We start from the raw sequence: 16,845 nt of genomic DNA on the forward strand, positions 1-16,845 counted from the left end.
GTTACATATTCATTATTCTGGCACACAAACATGAAAACGTGAACTACTTTATCTAATTGTCACCAAGACAAGTTAGAAGTAAGCAAACTTTGCTTTTCCTGCCTTTTAGCCGCGATACCGAAGAGCGCCACCAGGCTAAGCCCCGCCGCCAGGAGAATCACCGAGGAATGCGGCAGGATGTAGTCCCATACGCCGGTCTGCTGACCGGTGACCCACAGCGCCGACCAGACCACCAGTTCGGTGAGGGCGATGCCTATCAGCGCCGCCCCGATCCGCAGCGGGATGCGGCGTGCAGTCAGGGCCATACGGAAGGCCGGGATGATCAGGCAGGCGCCGATGTAGGCGGGGTAGACCCGTCCAATGACCGAATAGTTCCAGACGGCGTCCTGGGTCATGTAGCTGGTGAGGCCCGGGGAGGATTTCGGCATGTCGCCCATGCTGAACAGCACGGTAGTCGCGACGACTGTCGCGGCCAGCACTACGAGTCCGGGTACTCCCAGGATGATCCGGCGGACCCTCGGAGCGCGGAAGGCGGCGGCTGCGCTGCCGCCAATCAATGCCACGACACCGTAGGTCGCATACCGGAGAATCAGGTTGGCGAGGTTTGTTCCGCCAAGCATCGCGTCCACGGGAAGATAAATTGACGGAATGCTGAGCGCCACTCCCACGGTGGTAAAGGCAAGGCCCCAGAAAAGCATTGGGTTGCGGCCCCGGATTGCCAGCGGCAAACGAACCAGGGCGGAGACCGCCGCAACGGCCAGTGCGCCGTACTGAATGGCGGTAACAATATTCATCCGAGATTCTCCAAGAGCGTTAGATCATTCTCCACATCGTGTTCATACTTCCGTAGTTGTTTTCCGACCCCTTCGAGGCGGTCCCGGGCAAGGAAGATGAGTTCGGAATCGCTGAGTGCGGCCAGCGCTTCCTGCCGGCCTTCCTTTGGCCAGCCCGCCTCATCCTGCGTGACCAGCCCGGTGGCCACCAGGCCGCCCGGGAGCGAGGCACCGGCAAGCCGCGCAGCCTCCACGGCCAATTCGGGCGCCAGGCGCCCGGCCGAAAGCTGCGCGGAAATATTCTGGGGTGCGACGCCGGTATTGGCGCTTAGGCGTTGGCGCAGATCTCCCGGGTCCACTGCCTCGAACCAGGAGCGGATCGCGTTCCTGTGCGGATACTTATCCGGGTCCGGACACTTCGAGAGTCCGGAAGTGGCCCTGGCCAGGACTACCTGCAGGATGCAGACATAGGAGACCTGGCTGATCAGCTCCGCCGGAGCCGGCCGCCAGGGTCCGCCGAGCAGGTCGGAGTACTCCTCGAAATCCGAGAGTGCTTCGATCGGGTTTTTCCCGTAGGCCCGGGCCACCCGGACAACGGTAATCTCCGCGACCTTGCCGCGGACAATCTGCTGGCCGAGGGTGGAACGCTTGATGCCGGTCCTGCGGCAGAGGTCCGCATTGGATTCGCCGGGAGCCACTGCAGTGCGCCAGTTTTGGAAAGACCTGGCAGACACCGCCATCTTTGGCCCCCCTCGATTGGATTTACCCGGACGAATGGAATTATACTGTTGGAACTGGCTTCCCCTTCTGCGTTCCCCCCATATGCAGAGCGGGAAGCCAGCTTCACTTTAAGGGCAGCACGGATGAGCCCCCCCGTTCCGTCACTGCCGCGCGGTCAGTCCTGCGGCCACGAAACGTGGTGGTTGTACTCCGGGTGCTTGCGCAGGTAGGCCGCCATGTAGCTGCAGTACGGCTTGACCCGGTCCCCGCCGGCGACAATGTCATCCACCGCATATTTCGCCAGCCGGGAAGAGTAACCCTGGTGCTGGTAGTCCGGTTCCATCTGCGTGTGGGTCAGCGCTACGGAATCCGATTCCATCCGGTAATCGGCAATCCCGACGAGCGTGCCGTCCAGCCGCAGTTCGTAGCGGCTGAGTCCGTCATTGCGCGAGATGCGGATGTCTTTGGTAGTCATGGGCAGAGACTGCCACGCAATTCCACCCCGGTCCAGCCCCGCCGGCTACGCCCACCTATGCCGCGCGTTTGCCGCGGGCGGCCTCTTCCGCCCGGCGCAGCGCGTCTTCCAGCGTCGTGACTGCCTCGGCATAGGCGGCCGTTTCTTCCGGCGCGGACGCTGTTTCCGGCCGCAGTTGTTCAGCCGCTTTCATCGCCCGGATAAGCTTCCGGGTTTCCGGTGCACGGACATCGAGGAGCTGCGGATGCTCCGCTGCAAGCCAGGGGTCCAGTTCATAGGCGCTCCACCGCGCGAGGACGTCCCGGTGGCGCGTTACGACCGCGGCCAGCGCTGCTTCGAGCTGCAGGCTTTTCCGCTGCCGGCGACGACGGCGGTCCCGCCCGGCAAGCCAAAACGCCGCGGCAATACTCCCGGCCACCACAACCAGGCCTACTGCGGCGGATCCGGCAGGGGTGGCGGCGACCGCCCACGCGGCGGTGAGCAGGACAGCCAAGAATGCGGTCAATCCGGCCCAGAAGATGCTTTCCCCGTCCCGTGTCCGGAACGCCCGGTCCATTCCGGCGGCGGCAGCGGCCAGCAGAAGGACCAGCAGCAGCAGCGGAAGGACCGGTGAAAAACCTGTCTCGACCATGACCTCCCCTCCCCGACGCACCGCGTCTTTGCCTCCATTGCACCCAACCCGGCGGGAAAGGTCAATGCCGCCCGCTTCTGCCCGGCAAACGGCCTGCGGGGGCCGTAGCAAGTATGCTGACCTGTGGGTTGTTCCTCCCTGCCCGCCGGAAAACGCGCCCTTTAAGGAAAGCAATGAAGATTCCCGCCCCGAGGGGGCGCGTCAGCGCCGCCTTGATTGACCTGCTCCAGAACCACGGCGGTCCAGGCTCCGCCGACGCCCGGCAGTCCTTGGACCTGCTCGTGGACGAAGCGCTGGCTGCCACCCCGGACCTGCTCCGCGACGAAGACCTCCAGCTGTCCTTGTTCTGCCTGTACGAGCTGCACTACAGCGGACTGGACACAGTCGAGGACGCGGCAGAGTGGGACCCTGAACTCATCCGCCTCCGGGCACGGCTGGAGACCGCCTTCGAGGATGTGCTGCGCCGTACCGTGCCCGTTCCCGAGCTGCCCGCACCTGAAAGCGAAGCCGTTGCGGAGACTCTCTTTCGCCTGGCGGCGGACGACGACGGCCCCAGCGTGTCCCGGTTCATCGCCGGCAAGGCCAGCGTGGAACAGCTGCGCGAATTCCTGATCCTGCGCTCGGTCTATCAGCTGAAGGAAGCGGATCCGCACAGCTGGGCCATTCCGCGCTTGCCGGTGGGCCGGGCCAAGGCTGCCCTGGTGGAGATCCAGGCCGATGAGTACGGCGGAGGGCGGGTCGAACGGATGCACTCGAAGCTGTTCGGCATCACCATGGAGGGCCTCGGCCTGGATTCCGGTTACGGCTACTACATCGACCTGGTTCCCGCACTGACTTTGGCATCCTCGAACGCCATGTCGCTCTTCGGGCTGAACCGCCGCCTGCGCGGTGCCATTGCCGGGCACCTGGCGGCCTTTGAAATGACGTCCTCGATACCCAACTCGTTCTACGCCCGCGGGTTCCGCCGGCACGGCTTCAGCGACGATGTCACCTACTACTTCGACGAACACGTGGAAGCCGACGCCGTGCACGAACAGATTGCCGCAAGGGACCTGGCCGGCGGCCTGGCGGAGGCCGAACCCCATCTGCTCGCGGACATCGTTTTCGGTGCCGCTACGGTCCTGGCCATCGATGCGCTGCTCGGCGAAGACCAGCTTCGCGCCTGGAAGGCGGGCGAGTCCGCGCTGCTGGTGCCCCTGGCGAACGACGCCGGACCCGCCGAAGCGGCCCTCGCAGCTTCGGCAGCGGCTTCCGGGGTGACGCCGTGACGGGTCTTCCGGACGCGTCCCCGGAAGGGACGGACGCCATTCCGGAGACGGGCCCCGCCTCTGCCCGCTACAAGCGGGAGGGCACTGCGCCTGCGTCCATCGTGGCCTGCCCCAACGGACCCCTGCTGATCCGCGGCGACTTTGAGATCGTTACGCCGGACGGGGTTCCCGTGCCCCGGGACCGGGAAACCGTGGCCCTGTGCCGCTGCGGCGGGTCGGCAATCAAGCCCTACTGCGACGGCACCCACAAGCTGATGAAGTTCGACACCTCCCGCCGTCGTCCGGTGCCGAAACCGGCCCGCAGGGATTCGGAGGAAGCCGCCGGGTAGCCACCGCGCTGCGGGATAAAAAAGAATGGCTTGCCTTCATCGAAGACAAGCCATTCTTGTACGGTGCGCCCAGCAGGGCTCGAACCTGCGACCCACGACTTAAAAGGACGTTGCTCTACCAACTGAGCTATAGGCGCTCCACCGGCCTGCGGCTTTAACAGCATGCGGACCGACTGTCCCACTTTATCGCACACCACTCAGATCGTGGAAAACCTAGCTTCCGAACGCTTCGCGTCGCCCGGCAGAGCGCCTCGATTCCGCATAAATCCCGGAGTATTCTTCGAATATGAGTGAGTCCAATCCAGCACCGCGCCATCACAAGCCAAAGCCTCTTGCGCCAGTGGACTTCGCCAATTTCCCCGGTGGTGCCGATCCGGCACGCATATCGGAGGCAGCCCATCTGGCCGCCCAGGCACTCGTCCACCGTGGCCGAAAGAGTACCGATCCGGAGGTCACCCGCCGCCTGGTGGAACTGACCGACCAGCAGGGAGTCGAAGCGGTGGCCGAAATGTGGGCCGAAAGCCCCGCCCGGTCCCTGCCCGGAGCACTCTGGCGGCTATACGCGCTTCGCGCCTCCATCCAGCGGAACCCCGCACGGATTGCTTCCTACTACGCCGCAGGCAAAGACGTTGCACAGGTATCCAAGGTGGTTGCCGGGGTAGCCGAACCGCTGGGTGCCGACGAAGTGCAGGCCATGGCGGACACCATCCTTTCCGGCGCCTTCGAGGGCGACTTCGACGTCGCCCTGGAGCGTTTCGCCGCGTTCTGCCGGGTGGTGGCCCTGGGCCAGGCCAACCACGCCGATTCCTCCGAAGCCTCCAACGGCGACCGCGCCACCCTGCTGACCCGCAATGCGCGCCAACTGGTGCGCACTGCCGAGGACCTGGAGCACTCGGCTGCAGCCTGGCGGCGGGGAGAACTCGACTAGCCGCAGCCCGGCCGGCAGCGTGCCCCGCAGTGGCGCTCCCCACAGTGCCGCCGCTGCCCCCGGGGCCGTGTTGACATCACCGTCCGAGCGTAGAAAACTGAAATCGGTGTCGGACTGCGGAACCCCCGGGCTTCAACTCTGAGCCGCTTCGAGCGGCCTTCCGCCGAGAGGCGCTCCCGGTCCGGCACCGCTACTTTCCCACCTGCTGTGCGGTGGAGGCGTTTCGCGGACTTTTCCGTCCCGCCGGTGCAGGCATCGGATATTCTTGGCGCTGTGAGAACCTTTTCCGCTCCCCCAGCCGACGAGCCGCATCCAGCGTGAAACTTCAACTGTTTCCCCAGGAGAACGCCGGGCTGGAGCTGCTCTCGCGCATGGCGTCGCAACTGCTGCGCGGCACCGGGGTGCTGGCGGAGATTTTCGGAGCGGAACCGGAGGACTTCGACCGGCTGACCGAGCAGCTGCATCAGATCGATGCCGAAACCACCGATCTGCACTTTGCCCTCATGACGCAGATGCGGACCAGCTTTATTAATCCCCTTCCCCGTGAAGACCTGTACGAGCTGTCCCTGGTCCTGCTGGACGCGATGGAATGCCTGGATGCTTCCGCAGACACCATTGCCCTTTACAAGCTCACCGGTGTGTCCCGCCGGGCGTCCGAGCAGCTGGAAGTCATTGGCCGGCAGGCTGAACTTACCGCTTCCGCCATGCGCCGGCTTGCCTCGCTGGAGGATCTGGAAGAGTACTGGATCGAGATGCTTCGGCTGGCCCGGCGGGCCGAGCGGTCCCGCAGGATCTGGGCCGCGGAGCTGATGCGCGAGCACAAGCCGCTTTCCTACGCCAGGCACCGCGACCTGGCCGACCAGCTATCCGGAACCTCCGCCCAGCTCCGCCGTGCCGCCACGTTTGTAGGCGGCATCCTCGTTCGGGAATCCTAGGGTGGCCACTGTCCTCCTGGCCGGCGTCGTCCTGCTCGCCGGGGCGTATGCCTTCCTCAACGGCTTCCACGATGCTTCGAACTCCGTGGCCACCTCCGTCCGTACACGGGCCCTGACGCCCACGGTTGCCATCATCCTGGCCGCGTCCTTCAACCTTCTCGGCGCCCTCGTCAGCACCGCCCTGGCCGTTGCCCTGACGGTGCGGTTTGTGGACCTGCCCGCCGGTCCGGAGGGCCTGGGCATCCTGGTTGCCGGACTGCTGGCCGCCTGCGGATGGGGCGTGTGGACCTGGTGGCGGCGGATGCCGTCCTCCTCCACCCATGCGCTGGTGGGCGGACTCGTGGGTTCCGGTGCTGCCTCGACCCTAGTGGGCGGGCAGAACATCGCAGAGTCCTACCGGCTGATCTGGGAGCAGATAGCGCTGCCGCTGCTGCTCTCGCCCGTGATCGCCTTTGTCCTGGCGTATCTGCTGGTTTTCCCGGCGACCTGGCTGATGCGGTACAGCTCTCCGCGCCGCGGCGACGCCGGCAACCGGATAGCGCAATCGGTGTTCACCTCCGCCTTCTCCCTGGGACACGGCATCCAGGACGGCCAGCGGACCATGGCGGTTGTGGTGCTCGCGCTGCTGGCAGCCGGCCAGACCCTTGAAACCGACATCCCCCTGTGGGTGCAGCTGTTCGCGGCGCTTGCGCTGGCAGGCGGCACCCTCTTCGGCGGCTGGCGGATCACCCATACGCTGGGGTACCGCCTCGTGCGGATGGATCCGCTGCGGGGCATGAGTGCCCAGGCGGTCAGCTCCACCATGCTCTTTTTGGGCGCGCTGTGGCTGCATATCCCGCTTTCGAGCACCCAGACCATGACGTCGGCCATCGTCGGCGCCGGCACCAACCAACGCTTTTCCACCGTCCGCTTGATTCCGCTGCGGGAAATCCTCGTCACCTGGCTGGTCACGGCACCGGTGACCGCGGTGCTCGGCGGTATCCTGCTGCTGGCCCTCAGCCCGCTCCTGTAGGCGGCGCCTATCCGAAACGGCCGGAAACGTAGTCTTCCGTGGCCTGCTCGGCGGGGTTGCTGAAGATGACCGGGGTATCCGCGTATTCGATCAGGCGTCCGGGCTTGCCCGTGCCTGCAATGTTGAAGAACGCCGTTTTGTCCGACACCCGTGCCGCCTGCTGCATGTTGTGCGTGACGATGACCACCGTGTAGTCGCTCTTGAGTTCCTCGATGAGGTCTTCGATGGCCAGCGTCGAGATAGGGTCCAGTGCCGAGCAGGGCTCGTCCATCAGGATCACTTCCGGGGAGACGGCAATGGCGCGGGCAATGCACAGCCGCTGCTGCTGGCCGCCGGAGAGCCCGGAGCCGGGCTTGTCCAGGCGGTCGCGGACTTCCTTCCAGAGATTGGCTCCGGTGAGGGACTTCTCCACCAGGGCATCGGCGTCGGACTTGGAGATCCGCTTGTTGTTCAGTTTCACGCCTGCCAGGACGTTGTCCCGGATGGACATCGTGGGGAACGGGTTGGGCCGTTGGAACACCATGCCGACGTGGCTGCGGACGGTCACGGGATCGACGCCCGGACCGTAGAGGTTCTCTCCGTCCAGCAGGACTTCACCTTCCACGCGGGCACCGGGAAGGACCTCGTGCATCCGGTTCAGGGTGCGCAGGAAGGTGGATTTGCCGCAGCCAGAAGGGCCGATGAAAGCGGTGACGGAACGGGGTTCGATGGTGATGTTGACGTCCTGCACGGCAAGGAAATTGCCGTAATAGACATTCAGGTCTTTGACGTCGATGCGCTTGGACATGGTTTCCTTCTCGGTGAATCGCTTTACAAGGCTAGCGGGAGGTCCGGGGGGCGAAGATCCGGGCAATCAGGCGGGCGCCGAGGTTCAGCAGCATCACCATGATGATCAGGATCAGGGCGGCCGCCCAGGCCCGCTGGGTACTCGGATCCGTGTTGGTCGGGGAGGTGGGGCTCATCAGCTGCCGGTAGATGAAGGTGGGCAGCGTGCTCATCCAGCCCGCAAACGCGTTGAAGTTGATGGTGTTGACGAAGCCGGCAGTGACCAGCAGCGGTGCCGTTTCCCCGATCACCCGGGCTATCGCCAGGGTGACGCCGGAGGCGATGCCGGAAATGGCGGTGGGGACCACTACCTTCAGGATGGTCCGCCACTTGCGGACACCCAGGGCATAGGAAGCCTCCCGGAGTTCGTTGGGCACGATCTTGAGCATTTCCTCGGTGGAGCGGACCACCACCGGGATCATCAATACGGACAGCGCGACGGCCGCAACAAAGCCCGTGCGGGTGCCCGGACCGAAAACGAGCCCGAAGAACGCGGCGGCAAACAGGCCCGCCACAATCGAGGGGATGCCGGTCATCACGTCAACGAAGAACGTGATGGCCCGCGACAGTTTTCCGCCCCGGCTGTATTCCACCAGGTAGACGGCGGCCAGCAGGCCCACGGGCACCGAGATGACCGTGGCCCAGAAGGTGATCAGCAGGGTGCCGACAATGCCGTGGTAGGCACCGCCGAGTACGGCGGTCCCGTTGTCCATCGTGGCATTGTCCACGGCGCCGGTCATGCCGCCCATGGAGGTCAATAGGAAGTCCGGGCTGAGGCCGGGCAGGCCGCGGGCCAGGACGGTGATGATCACCGACACCAGGGGCAGCAGTGCCAGCAAGAACGCGCCGCAGACCAGGTTCGTCGCCAGCCGGTCCACCGCATGCCGCCGGCCCTCCACCGTCCAGGTGGCGACCGTGCCGCCGATGACGAAAAGCACCGCGGTGAAGACCGCGAAGGACGCAATGGAGAAACCGAGCAGGGCGGACAGGGCCGCACCCAGGACCAGCGCCGCGGCCAGGACAATCCACGGCGTGTAGCGGGGCAGCCGGTTCTTGGTCAGCAGGGACCCCGGACGGGTAAGCGCGGAGGTGGTATCGAGCATCAGTTGGCTCCCGAGAATTCTTTGTGGCGGCTGATGATCCAGCGGGCAACCACGTTGACCGCCAGCGTGATCAGGAACAGCACGAGCCCTGCAGCGATCAGCTCCGAGAGCCGGAGCCCGAACGCTTCAGGGAAGTTCAGGGCGATTTCGGCGGCAATGGTCTGGTTGCCCGGCCGGATCAGGCTGGCGATCAGCCCGCCGGAGGAAAGCACCAGCGCCACCGCCATGGTTTCGCCCAGGGCACGGCCCAGTCCCAGCATGACGGCACTGATGACCCCGGGGCGGGCGAAGGGGAAAACAGCCATCCGGATCATTTCCCAGCGGGTGGCACCCATGGCCAGCGCGGCTTCCTCGTGCAGCTTCGGCGTCTGCAGGAAAATCTCCCGGGTAAGGGAGGTAATGATCGGTAGCACCATCACGGAAAGCACAATTCCGGCCGTGAGCATGGTCTTGCCGGTCTGGCTGGCCGGACCGGCAAAAATCGGAATCCACCCGGCATTTTCGGCCAGCCAGTTGTACGGGCCCACCAGCGCCGGTGCCAGCACCGTCATGCCCCAGGCGCCGTAGACCACTGAGGGGATGGCCGCGAGCAGGTCCACCAGGTAGCCCAGTCCCTGCGCGAGCCGCCGCGGAGCATAGTGCGAGATGAACAGGGCGACGCCGATTCCCACCGGTGTGGCGATCAACAGTGCGATGACGGCGGCAATGACCGTTCCAATAACCAGCGGCAGGATGTACTGCCCGAACCCGCCGCCGGAGATGTCCTCCGGGTCGGCCAGGAATGTCGGCAGCGCCTGCCACATCAGGAAAACCGCCACGCAGAACAGGACGAAGAGGATCAGGCACCCGGCTGCCACCGTGATGCCGGAGAAGATCTTGTCTCCGGCACGGCCGGCGCCGCCTTCTCCCGTTATGGACTTGCTGGACACTGCTCAACCCTTCGAAATGCGTTGTGTGCAGACTCTTTTATCAGTGTAGGTACTCCGCCGTTCAGCGGTCCCTGCCCTCCCCCGCTTCGGAACCGGGGAGGGGCAGGATGGGTGCGCTAGGAGCGCACCCGGATGGTTTCCAGTGCCGCGGAGGCCCGGCTGCGCAGGTCTCCGGAGAGCGCCGCGCTGCCCGCGGCGTCGGACGCTGCGGCCTGGCCTTCCTCGCTGACCACGTAGTTGCCGAACGCGCGGACCAGGTCCACGGTCTGCTGGTCCCCGTAGCTGGTGCAGAACACGTGGTAGCTCACCAGGACTACGGGATACGCGCCGGATTCCGCCGTATCGCGGTCCAGGTCCATGGCCATGTCCGCTTCCGGACGTCCTTCCCCGCCCACCGCAGTGGAGGATTCGACGGCGAGCGCGGCGGCGTCGGCGCTGAACGGCACATAGGTCCCGCCTACTTTTACGCTGACCTTGCCGAGGGAACCGGCTGCCGAGGCATCGGCATAGGTAATGCCGCCCTCAGTGGAGGCCACGGTGGAAATGACGCCGCCGGTGCCGGAGGCGCTTTCCCCGTTCGGCAGCCCGGCCGGCCATTCGCCTGCCGCCTCATCCGTCCACTTTTCGGGTGCAGCTTCGGCCAGGTATTCGGTGAAGTTCTTGGTGGTGCCGGATTCGTCGCCGCGGTGTACCGCCGTGATGGCCGTCTCCGGCAGCTCTGCCGTCTCGTTCTGCGCGGCAATGGCCGGGTCGTTCCATGTAGTGATGTCGCCGCGGAACACTGCCGCGATGGTGGCAGCGTCGAGGTTCAGTTCCGTGATTCCGGGAAGGTTGAAGACCACGGCGATCGGTGAGATGTAGACGGGTATGTGGATGGCGCCGTCGGGACCGCAGGCTTCCGCGGCCGCGGCGGTTTCCTCGTCATCAAGGTAGGCGTCGGATCCGGCGAACTGGACGCCGCCGGCCAGCAGCGCTTCCCGGCCGGCACCCGAACCGTCCGGAGAGTACTGGACCGATGCCTGCGGATGGGCGGCACCGAAGCCGGCAATCCAGGCCTGCATGGCGGCGTCCTGTGAGGACGCACCGGCACCGGAAAGCGTGCCGGTGACGGAGCTTCCCGAAGCGGCACCGGCCGGAGCCGGTGTGGCGCTGTCGGTGCCGCAGGCGGTAAGGCCCAGGGCAACTGCGACGGTCAGAGCGGATGCAGTGCGGCCAAAATTCGAAACCTTCACCATCGGATCCCTTTCAAGGGGTTTGTGCGGCACGGATGCGCCGGGAGCTGAGTGCGGAAAAGCAGTCGAGCGGGTGGAACCTCCAACACGTTCCGGTCCAAGCGTGGCGAAGCAAGGTGAACGGAAAGTTAACGGCTGCCGGGCACCCGGGGAACATCCTCAGCCGCCGGATGTAACGCGTGATACAGGTTGCCTCCGCCTCCCCCTAGACTGGGGTCATGCCCCAACGCAGCTCCTTCGCCAAAAGCCGGAGCTTCCTGCTGAACCGGGCACGGGTAGGACTGCAGCGCAGCCGGAATTCCGTGGTCCCCGCCCTGCAGATGACCATCTGTGCCGTAGGCGCGTACGCCTTTGCCGAGTACGTGCTGGGGCATGAGGGCCCGCTGTTCGCCGCGACAGCCGCCCTGATCTCCCTGGGGTTCTCACGCGAACCGCGCACCCGCCGGGTGCTGGAGGTGGGAATCGGCTGCACACTGGGCATCACCATCGGCGAAATCCTGCTCACCCTGCTGGGCAACGGACTGGCCCAGGCCGCCGTCGTCCTCTTTTTCTCGGTCATGCTGGCGCGTTTCCTGGACCGCGGCGTCATTTTCACGACGCAGCTGGGGCTGCAGTCCCTGCTGGTGGTGCTCCTTCCCGCCCCGGACGGCGGTGTCTTTACCCGCAGCGTAGATGCCGTCGTCGGCGGCGTCTTTGCCCTCGTGGTAACCATGCTGGCGCCGCGGGATCCGCGCCGCGAGCCGAAGTCCAATATCCGCGAGCTCCTGCATGAGCTCTCCACGGTGCTGCGCCAGTGTTCCGAAGCGATCGCGAAGAGTGACTCCACCATTGCCTGGCACGCCCTGGTCCGGGCCCGCAACACCCAGCCCCAGCTCGACACCCTGGCGCGCAGTGTCCGGGATGCCCGGGAAGTTGCCCGAATTTCCCCGGCCTACCGCCGGTATCTGGCGGAACTGGGGGATCTGCGCGGTTCCATCGGCTATCTGGACCTGGCGGTGCGTAACAGCCGGGTGTTCGCCCGCCGCACGACGTCGGTCATCAACCATGCGTCGCTCGAAGACGAGGCGATCGAGAACGTGTCGGAGGTGCTGAACGAGACTGCCGATGCCGTGGATGTCCTTGCCCGCGCGCTCGGCGGCGGAGAAGGAGCGGACGCCCGGCTCCGGCACTTGCGCCAGGCCCGCAACGAGCTGGCGGCGGTGGGGACCCGCCTGCATCCGAAGGCGCTGGGCATCACGGACCTGCAGGGCGACGCGCTCATCATGCTCTTCCGTCCCCTCGTGGTGGACCTGCTCGAATCCACCGGGCTCACCCATGAAGAGGCGGTTACCTACCTCTCGGAGGTCTGACCCTGCAGGAAAAAAGTGTCAGTGCCGCCAGATAGCCTGATTTCATGGCAACAAAGACTGCACGGCCCAAGACCGCCAACTTCCGCTGCTCGGAGTGCGGCTGGACTACGGCCAAATGGGTAGGACGCTGCGGTGAATGCCAGGCCTGGGGCACGGTGGAGGAATCCGGCGAAGTCCTGGCCCGCACCACCGCCGCCACCGTAGTGGCCCGTCCGGCGCTGCGGATCGGCGAGGTGGACGCCACCACCGCCGCCTATCAGGCGACCGGCGTAGGCGAACTGGACCGGGTCCTGGGCGGCGGCCTGGTTCCGGGTGCGGTGATCCTGCTGGCCGGCGAACCCGGCGTGGGCAAGTCCACCCTGCTCCTCGACGTCGCCGCCCGCGTCGCCGGCCTCGGCCGCGACGTCCTGTACGTCACGGGCGAGGAATCCACGGCGCAGGTGAAACTGCGTGCCGAGCGCATCGGCGCCGTGTCGGAAAACCTTTACCTCAGTGCGGAAACGGACCTGGGCCAGGCCCTGGGCCAGGTGGAACAGGTCTCCCCCGGACTGCTGATTGTCGACTCGGTGCAGACCCTGAGCAGCACGGCGGTGGACGGCAGCGCCGGCGGAGTCAGCCAGGTCCGTGAGGTCGCGGCCTCCCTGATCAACGCCGCGAAGACCCGCAATATGACCACCCTGCTGGTCGGCCACGTCACCAAGGACGGTTCCATTGCCGGTCCCCGGCTGCTCGAGCACCTCGTGGATGTGGTGTGCCAGTTCGACGGTGACAGGCATTCAAGGCTGCGCCTGCTGCGCGCGGTCAAGAACCGTTACGGGCCTACGGACGAGGTGGGCTGCTTCGACCTGACCGAAGACGGCATTGAAGGCCTCGCCGATCCCAGCGGCCTCTTTGTCTCGCGCACCAAGGACCCGGTGTCGGGTACCTGCATCACCGTGACCCTGGAGGGCAAGCGCCCGCTGGTGGCGGAGGTGCAGTCCCTGGTCGCCGAAACCGGCAACGCCCAGGCGCGCCGGGCTACAAGCGGTGTGGATGCCTCCCGCGTGGCCATGCTGCTGGCGGTCCTGCAGCAGCGTGCTTCCATGAGCCTGGCCAAGGATGACAGCTATGTCTCCACCGTGGGCGGCGTGAAGCTGAGCGAACCCGCCACCGACCTCGCGGTGGCGCTGGCCGTGGCGTCGGCAAAAATGAACAAGCCGCTGCCTGCCCAACTCATTGCCTTCGGTGAGGTCGGGCTGGCCGGGGAGGTCCGCCCGGTCCCGGGCATCGGCCGGCGGATCACCGAAGCCGAACGCCTGGGCTTTACCCACGCAGTGGTTCCGGCTTCCCCCAACGGACCGGGAAATGTCCCCGCCGGCTTCAAGGTCCGCGAGGTCTCCACCCTGGCCGAGGCACTGGAGCTGCTCTTCTAGCGCGTGCCGTGGTTCACGCGTGGCAAAGTGTACCCGAATATCCCACTAGTATAGGGACGGGCAAGCCCTAGCCCAGATCGTCCAGGCCCCCGGGCCGGAAGGAAGTGACCATGGCCCGCAGTCCCGAAGACGCGCTTAAGGCAACCCTGGCGCGGGTGGCACCCGGGACCGAGCTCCGCGACGGACTCGAGCGCATTCTGCGGGGCCGCACCGGTGCGCTGATCGTCCTGGGCTTTGACCGCACAGTGGACGGCATCTGTTCCGGCGGGTTCGACATCGGCATCGACTTCTCTCCGACCCGGCTGCGTGAACTCGCGAAAATGGACGGCGCCATCGTCTGCGACCGTGACGCCCGGAACATCCTGCGGGCGGCGGTCCAGCTGGTTCCCGACCACACCATCGAAACGCACGAATCCGGCACCCGGCACCGCACGGCGGAACGGGTCGCCATCCAGACCGGCTTTCCCGTCATCTCGGTCAGCCAGTCCATGCAGATCATCCAGCTCTACGTGGGCGGGCTGCGCCACGTCCTGGAGGGTTCCGAGCCGGTAATGGCGCGCGCCAACCAGGCCCTGGCGACCCTCGAACGCTACCGTGCCCGGCTGGACCAGGTCACCAATTCCCTCTCCGCGCTGGAAATCGAGGCGATGGTGACCGTCCGCGACGTCGCGGTCACCCTCCAGCGCCAGGAAATGGTCCGCCGGATTTCCGAGGAAATCTCCCAGTACGTCCTCGAACTCGGAGTGGACGGACGCCTGCTTTCCCTCCAGCTGGAAGAACTGACCACCGGCCTTGGACCGGGCAGCGAAATGATCCTGCGCGACTATGCCGACCTCAATGACGGCAAGCGCAAAATCGAGGAACAGATCGCCACGCTGCAGAGCATGAGTTCCTCCGAAATGGTCGACCCGAGCAAAATTGCGTCCGTGGTGGGCTTCCAGCCGGGCCAGGACTCCCTCGAAGCCGTGGTCCAGCCGCGCGGTTACCGGCTCCTGAGCAACATCAAATCCGTTCCTCCGGCGGTATCGAACCGGCTGGTGGACCACTTCGGCGGCCTGCAGAACCTGATGGCGGCGAACATCGACGATTTAATGACTGTGGACGGCATCGGAGAGCAGCGTGCCCGCACCGTGCGTGAGGGCCTCTCCCGGATTGCCGAAACGAGCCTCCTCGACCGGTTTATGTAGGACTATTCCAGTTCGAAAACGGCGGCTTCACTGTTGGCTTCTCCGAGCCGGGCAGTGAAGACGTAATAGCCGGGGTTCGGGTTGGACGCCACGGGAGCGCAGCCCGGAGCCGAGCGGTTTCGGTCCCAGGTGAAGTTGGCTGTCTCCGATGCCCCGGGCTCAACCTTTTTGAGGTAGTCCTGCGCGCCTTCCTGGCAGTCAACGGAGGAGAAGATCCGGTCCGATCCACTGGCCACCAGGAATTCCATCTGGGACGTGCCCACGTTGATGTCGCAGGCCGAGTCCCCGGTGTTCGTGACGGTCAGGGTCAGCACAGGTGCGGCTCCGGCCGGGTAGGTTCCGGCGTCGGTGGCCGCCGTCACCGCAACCGACTCCGGGGGGCAGGCCTGGGCCGTGGGTTTATCCGCAGGCTTTTCCGCGGGTTTGCCCGCAGATTTGCCAGCGGGCTTCGGTGAAGGCGCTGCGGGGGTTTCTGCCGCCGGCGCGGTGGCCGGGGCCGTAAGGGTCGGAGCCGGGACGGTGGCCACAGCCTGTTCTTCCGGGGACAGGGCACGGACCACGGCGGCCACGGCGAAGCCGAGCCCCGCCAGGAGCAGCACGGCCAGGAGACCTGCAACCAGCCGCCGCCTACGGTACACGGCAGGGCTGGGGCGCCTCGGGCCGGAGCGGTCTCCGGCCGGCTGTGGTCTTCCCTTCCCGTTCATGGTTCAAGGCTAGGGACCGGCACCTCGATTACGGGGCGCACCACGCCGGTTAGTACAGTAATGCTGGTCAAGGGAGTGTTGGATGGATTCACGGACGGAAGAACTGCACCGTCGTATCACCGGGTGGTTTGCGGATAATGCCCGCGACCTCCCCTGGCGGGAGTCCGGCCGGACACCCTGGGGTGTCCTTGTAAGCGAAATCATGCTCCAGCAGACGCCCGTGACCCGGGTCCTGCCCGTCTGGACTGCATGGCTGCAGCGGTGGCCGACGCCGGCGGCTCTGGCCTCGGAGCCGAGCGGCGAGGCCGTCCGCGCCTGGGGCAGGCTCGGGTACCCCCGCCGTGCTCTGCGGCTGCACGCGGCTGCAAAAGCCATTGTGGAGGAGTTCGGCGGGGAGGTTCCCTCTACCTATCCGGAACTGCTGGGACTGCCCGGCGTCGGCGACTATACCGCCGCCGCCGTGGCGGCGTTTGCCTTCGGCCGGCGGGAGACGGTGGTGGACGTCAACATCCGTCGGGTCCATGCCCGGGCGGTCACGGGCAATGCCCTGCCGTCGCCCGCCCTCACCGCAGCGGAAATGCGGCTCGCCGCGTCCCTGCTGCCCGCCGACGCTGAGGACTCCGTCGCCTGGAATGCTGCGGTTATGGAACTCGGCGCAACGGTGTGCACGGCGCGAAGCCCCCGGTGTGAGCAGTGTCCGCTACTGGACCGCTGCGCCTGGGTGGCGGCGGGCAGGCCGGAGCCGCACTACACGCCCAAGGGGCAGGCCTGGGCCGGGACGGACCGTCAGGTCCGCGGCGCCATGATGGCGGTGCTGCGCTCGGCGGAGGGACCGGTCCGCAGGGAACTTCTCCTGCACGCTCCGGTGGATCTGGGCACCCCGCCGCTGGCAGCCGAAGTGGGCCCCTTGGCAGCGCTGCACCGGCTGCAGGCTCCGCAGGAGCAGATGGAGCGGGCTCTGGCCGGCCTGATCGCGGACCGTCTGGCAGCGGAAGATGCCAACGGGGTGTCCCTGCCGCTGTAACCGGAGGGG

At 66.1% G+C, this 16,845-nt stretch carries 18 protein-coding genes and 1 tRNA gene; 9 read left to right on the forward strand and 10 right to left on the reverse strand.

Going from position 1 to position 16,845, the window contains the following annotated elements; translation table 11 throughout:
- Positions 1–59: 59 nt before the first annotated feature.
- From AC5RT8_RS08485 to AC5RT8_RS08500, 4 genes are all read right to left on the reverse strand, one after another.
- Positions 60–794: a hypothetical protein gene (locus tag AC5RT8_RS08485; RefSeq protein WP_494095274.1), complete on the reverse strand. Its 735-nt coding sequence runs from the start codon at positions 792–794 to the stop codon at positions 60–62.
- Positions 791–1,471 (reverse strand): hypothetical protein, encoded by a 681-nt coding sequence (locus AC5RT8_RS08490; protein WP_494095275.1) that lies wholly within the window; start codon positions 1,469–1,471, stop codon positions 791–793. The genes AC5RT8_RS08485 and AC5RT8_RS08490 overlap by 4 nt, the downstream gene beginning before the upstream one ends.
- Positions 1,472–1,668: 197 nt before the next feature.
- Entirely contained in the window at positions 1,669–1,968 is a 300-nt protein-coding gene (locus tag AC5RT8_RS08495; protein ID WP_494095276.1) for a GNAT family N-acetyltransferase, read from the reverse strand.
- A gap of 55 nt (positions 1,969–2,023) precedes the next feature.
- Complete coding sequence (locus AC5RT8_RS08500) at positions 2,024–2,599, reverse strand: hypothetical protein (RefSeq protein ID WP_494095277.1); 576 nt, start codon at positions 2,597–2,599, stop codon at positions 2,024–2,026.
- A gap of 173 nt (positions 2,600–2,772) precedes the next feature.
- Between AC5RT8_RS08500 and AC5RT8_RS08505 the strand changes: the two genes are divergently transcribed.
- Positions 2,773–3,867, forward strand: coding sequence for an iron-containing redox enzyme family protein (locus AC5RT8_RS08505; RefSeq protein WP_494095278.1), 1,095 nt, complete (start codon positions 2,773–2,775; stop codon positions 3,865–3,867).
- Positions 3,864–4,196, forward strand: coding sequence for a CDGSH iron-sulfur domain-containing protein (locus tag AC5RT8_RS08510; RefSeq protein WP_494095279.1), 333 nt, complete (start codon positions 3,864–3,866; stop codon positions 4,194–4,196). Before AC5RT8_RS08505 ends, AC5RT8_RS08510 begins: the two co-directional genes overlap by 4 nt.
- A gap of 64 nt (positions 4,197–4,260) precedes the next feature.
- Here the strand turns inward: AC5RT8_RS08510 and AC5RT8_RS08515 are convergent.
- Positions 4,261–4,333, reverse strand: a tRNA-Lys gene (locus AC5RT8_RS08515).
- A gap of 149 nt (positions 4,334–4,482) precedes the next feature.
- On the opposite strand from AC5RT8_RS08515, the gene AC5RT8_RS08520 reads away from it, so the two are divergent.
- From AC5RT8_RS08520 to AC5RT8_RS08530, 3 genes are all read left to right on the forward strand, one after another.
- A complete protein-coding gene (locus tag AC5RT8_RS08520; protein WP_494095280.1) occupies positions 4,483–5,124 on the forward strand; it encodes a hypothetical protein in 642 nt (213 codons plus the stop codon).
- Between the two features lie 317 nt (positions 5,125–5,441).
- Complete coding sequence (locus AC5RT8_RS08525; RefSeq protein WP_494095281.1) at positions 5,442–6,059, forward strand: DUF47 domain-containing protein; 618 nt, start codon at positions 5,442–5,444, stop codon at positions 6,057–6,059.
- A gap of 1 nt (position 6,060) precedes the next feature.
- Positions 6,061–7,071, forward strand: coding sequence for an inorganic phosphate transporter (locus AC5RT8_RS08530; RefSeq protein ID WP_494095282.1), 1,011 nt, complete (start codon positions 6,061–6,063; stop codon positions 7,069–7,071).
- Between the two features lie 7 nt (positions 7,072–7,078).
- On the opposite strand, the gene pstB is transcribed toward AC5RT8_RS08530, so the two are convergent.
- From pstB to pstS, 4 genes are all read right to left on the reverse strand, one after another.
- A complete protein-coding gene (pstB, locus tag AC5RT8_RS08535) occupies positions 7,079–7,858 on the reverse strand; it encodes a phosphate ABC transporter ATP-binding protein PstB (RefSeq protein ID WP_494095283.1) in 780 nt (259 codons plus the stop codon).
- Positions 7,859–7,889: 31 nt separating this feature from the next.
- The gene (pstA, locus tag AC5RT8_RS08540; protein WP_494095284.1) at positions 7,890–8,999 is read right to left on the reverse strand and encodes a phosphate ABC transporter permease PstA; all 1,110 of its coding nucleotides are present in this window, start codon (positions 8,997–8,999) and stop codon (positions 7,890–7,892) included.
- Positions 8,999–9,928, reverse strand: a complete 930-nt coding sequence (gene pstC / locus AC5RT8_RS08545) for a phosphate ABC transporter permease subunit PstC (RefSeq protein WP_494095285.1) — start codon at positions 9,926–9,928, stop codon at positions 8,999–9,001. The genes pstA and pstC overlap by 1 nt, the downstream gene beginning before the upstream one ends.
- Before the next feature lie 116 nt (positions 9,929–10,044).
- Positions 10,045–11,160: a phosphate ABC transporter substrate-binding protein PstS gene (gene pstS, locus AC5RT8_RS08550; protein WP_494095286.1), complete on the reverse strand. Its 1,116-nt coding sequence runs from the start codon at positions 11,158–11,160 to the stop codon at positions 10,045–10,047.
- Between the two features lie 218 nt (positions 11,161–11,378).
- On the opposite strand from pstS, the gene AC5RT8_RS08555 reads away from it, so the two are divergent.
- The 3 genes from AC5RT8_RS08555 (at position 11,379) to disA (ending at position 15,108) form a co-directional block, all read left to right on the forward strand.
- Positions 11,379–12,509 (forward strand): FUSC family protein, encoded by a 1,131-nt coding sequence (locus AC5RT8_RS08555; protein WP_494095287.1) that lies wholly within the window; start codon positions 11,379–11,381, stop codon positions 12,507–12,509.
- A 44-nt stretch (positions 12,510–12,553) separates the two neighbouring features.
- The gene (gene radA / locus AC5RT8_RS08560) at positions 12,554–13,921 is read left to right on the forward strand and encodes a DNA repair protein RadA (RefSeq protein ID WP_494095288.1); all 1,368 of its coding nucleotides are present in this window, start codon (positions 12,554–12,556) and stop codon (positions 13,919–13,921) included.
- Between the two features lie 110 nt (positions 13,922–14,031).
- Entirely contained in the window at positions 14,032–15,108 is a 1,077-nt protein-coding gene (gene disA, locus AC5RT8_RS08565; protein WP_494095289.1) for a DNA integrity scanning diadenylate cyclase DisA, read from the forward strand.
- Positions 15,109–15,110: 2 nt separating this feature from the next.
- Here disA and AC5RT8_RS08570 read toward each other — a convergent pair whose 3' ends face one another.
- Positions 15,111–15,812 carry a hypothetical protein gene (locus AC5RT8_RS08570; RefSeq protein ID WP_494095290.1) on the reverse strand — a complete coding sequence of 234 codons (702 nt, stop codon included), beginning with the start codon at positions 15,810–15,812 and terminating at the stop codon, positions 15,111–15,113.
- An 82-nt stretch (positions 15,813–15,894) separates the two neighbouring features.
- On the opposite strand from AC5RT8_RS08570, the gene AC5RT8_RS08575 reads away from it, so the two are divergent.
- Complete coding sequence (locus tag AC5RT8_RS08575) at positions 15,895–16,836, forward strand: HhH-GPD family protein (protein WP_494095291.1); 942 nt, start codon at positions 15,895–15,897, stop codon at positions 16,834–16,836.
- Positions 16,837–16,845 lie beyond the last annotated feature (9 nt).

It is taken from the genome of Arthrobacter sp. Ms25, from assembly GCF_059090365.1.

Coding starts and splice junctions, on each gene's coding strand:
- AC5RT8_RS08555 (WP_494095287.1), top strand. CDS start 11,379: ATGCCCCAACGCAGCTCCTTCGCCAAAAGCCGGAGCTTCCTGCTGAAC.
- AC5RT8_RS08495 (WP_494095276.1), bottom strand. CDS start 1,968: ATGACTACCAAAGACATCCGCATCTCGCGCAATGACGGACTCAGCCGC.
- AC5RT8_RS08570 (WP_494095290.1), bottom strand. CDS start 15,812: ATGAACGGGAAGGGAAGACCACAGCCGGCCGGAGACCGCTCCGGCCCG.
- pstB (WP_494095283.1), bottom strand. CDS start 7,858: ATGTCCAAGCGCATCGACGTCAAAGACCTGAATGTCTATTACGGCAAT.
- pstA (WP_494095284.1), bottom strand. CDS start 8,999: ATGCTCGATACCACCTCCGCGCTTACCCGTCCGGGGTCCCTGCTGACC.
- AC5RT8_RS08505 (WP_494095278.1), top strand. CDS start 2,773: ATGAAGATTCCCGCCCCGAGGGGGCGCGTCAGCGCCGCCTTGATTGAC.
- disA (WP_494095289.1), top strand. CDS start 14,032: ATGGCCCGCAGTCCCGAAGACGCGCTTAAGGCAACCCTGGCGCGGGTG.
- AC5RT8_RS08520 (WP_494095280.1), top strand. CDS start 4,483: ATGAGTGAGTCCAATCCAGCACCGCGCCATCACAAGCCAAAGCCTCTT.
- AC5RT8_RS08485 (WP_494095274.1), bottom strand. CDS start 794: ATGAATATTGTTACCGCCATTCAGTACGGCGCACTGGCCGTTGCGGCG.
- AC5RT8_RS08575 (WP_494095291.1), top strand. CDS start 15,895: ATGGATTCACGGACGGAAGAACTGCACCGTCGTATCACCGGGTGGTTT.
- AC5RT8_RS08500 (WP_494095277.1), bottom strand. CDS start 2,599: ATGGTCGAGACAGGTTTTTCACCGGTCCTTCCGCTGCTGCTGCTGGTC.
- radA (WP_494095288.1), top strand. CDS start 12,554: ATGGCAACAAAGACTGCACGGCCCAAGACCGCCAACTTCCGCTGCTCG.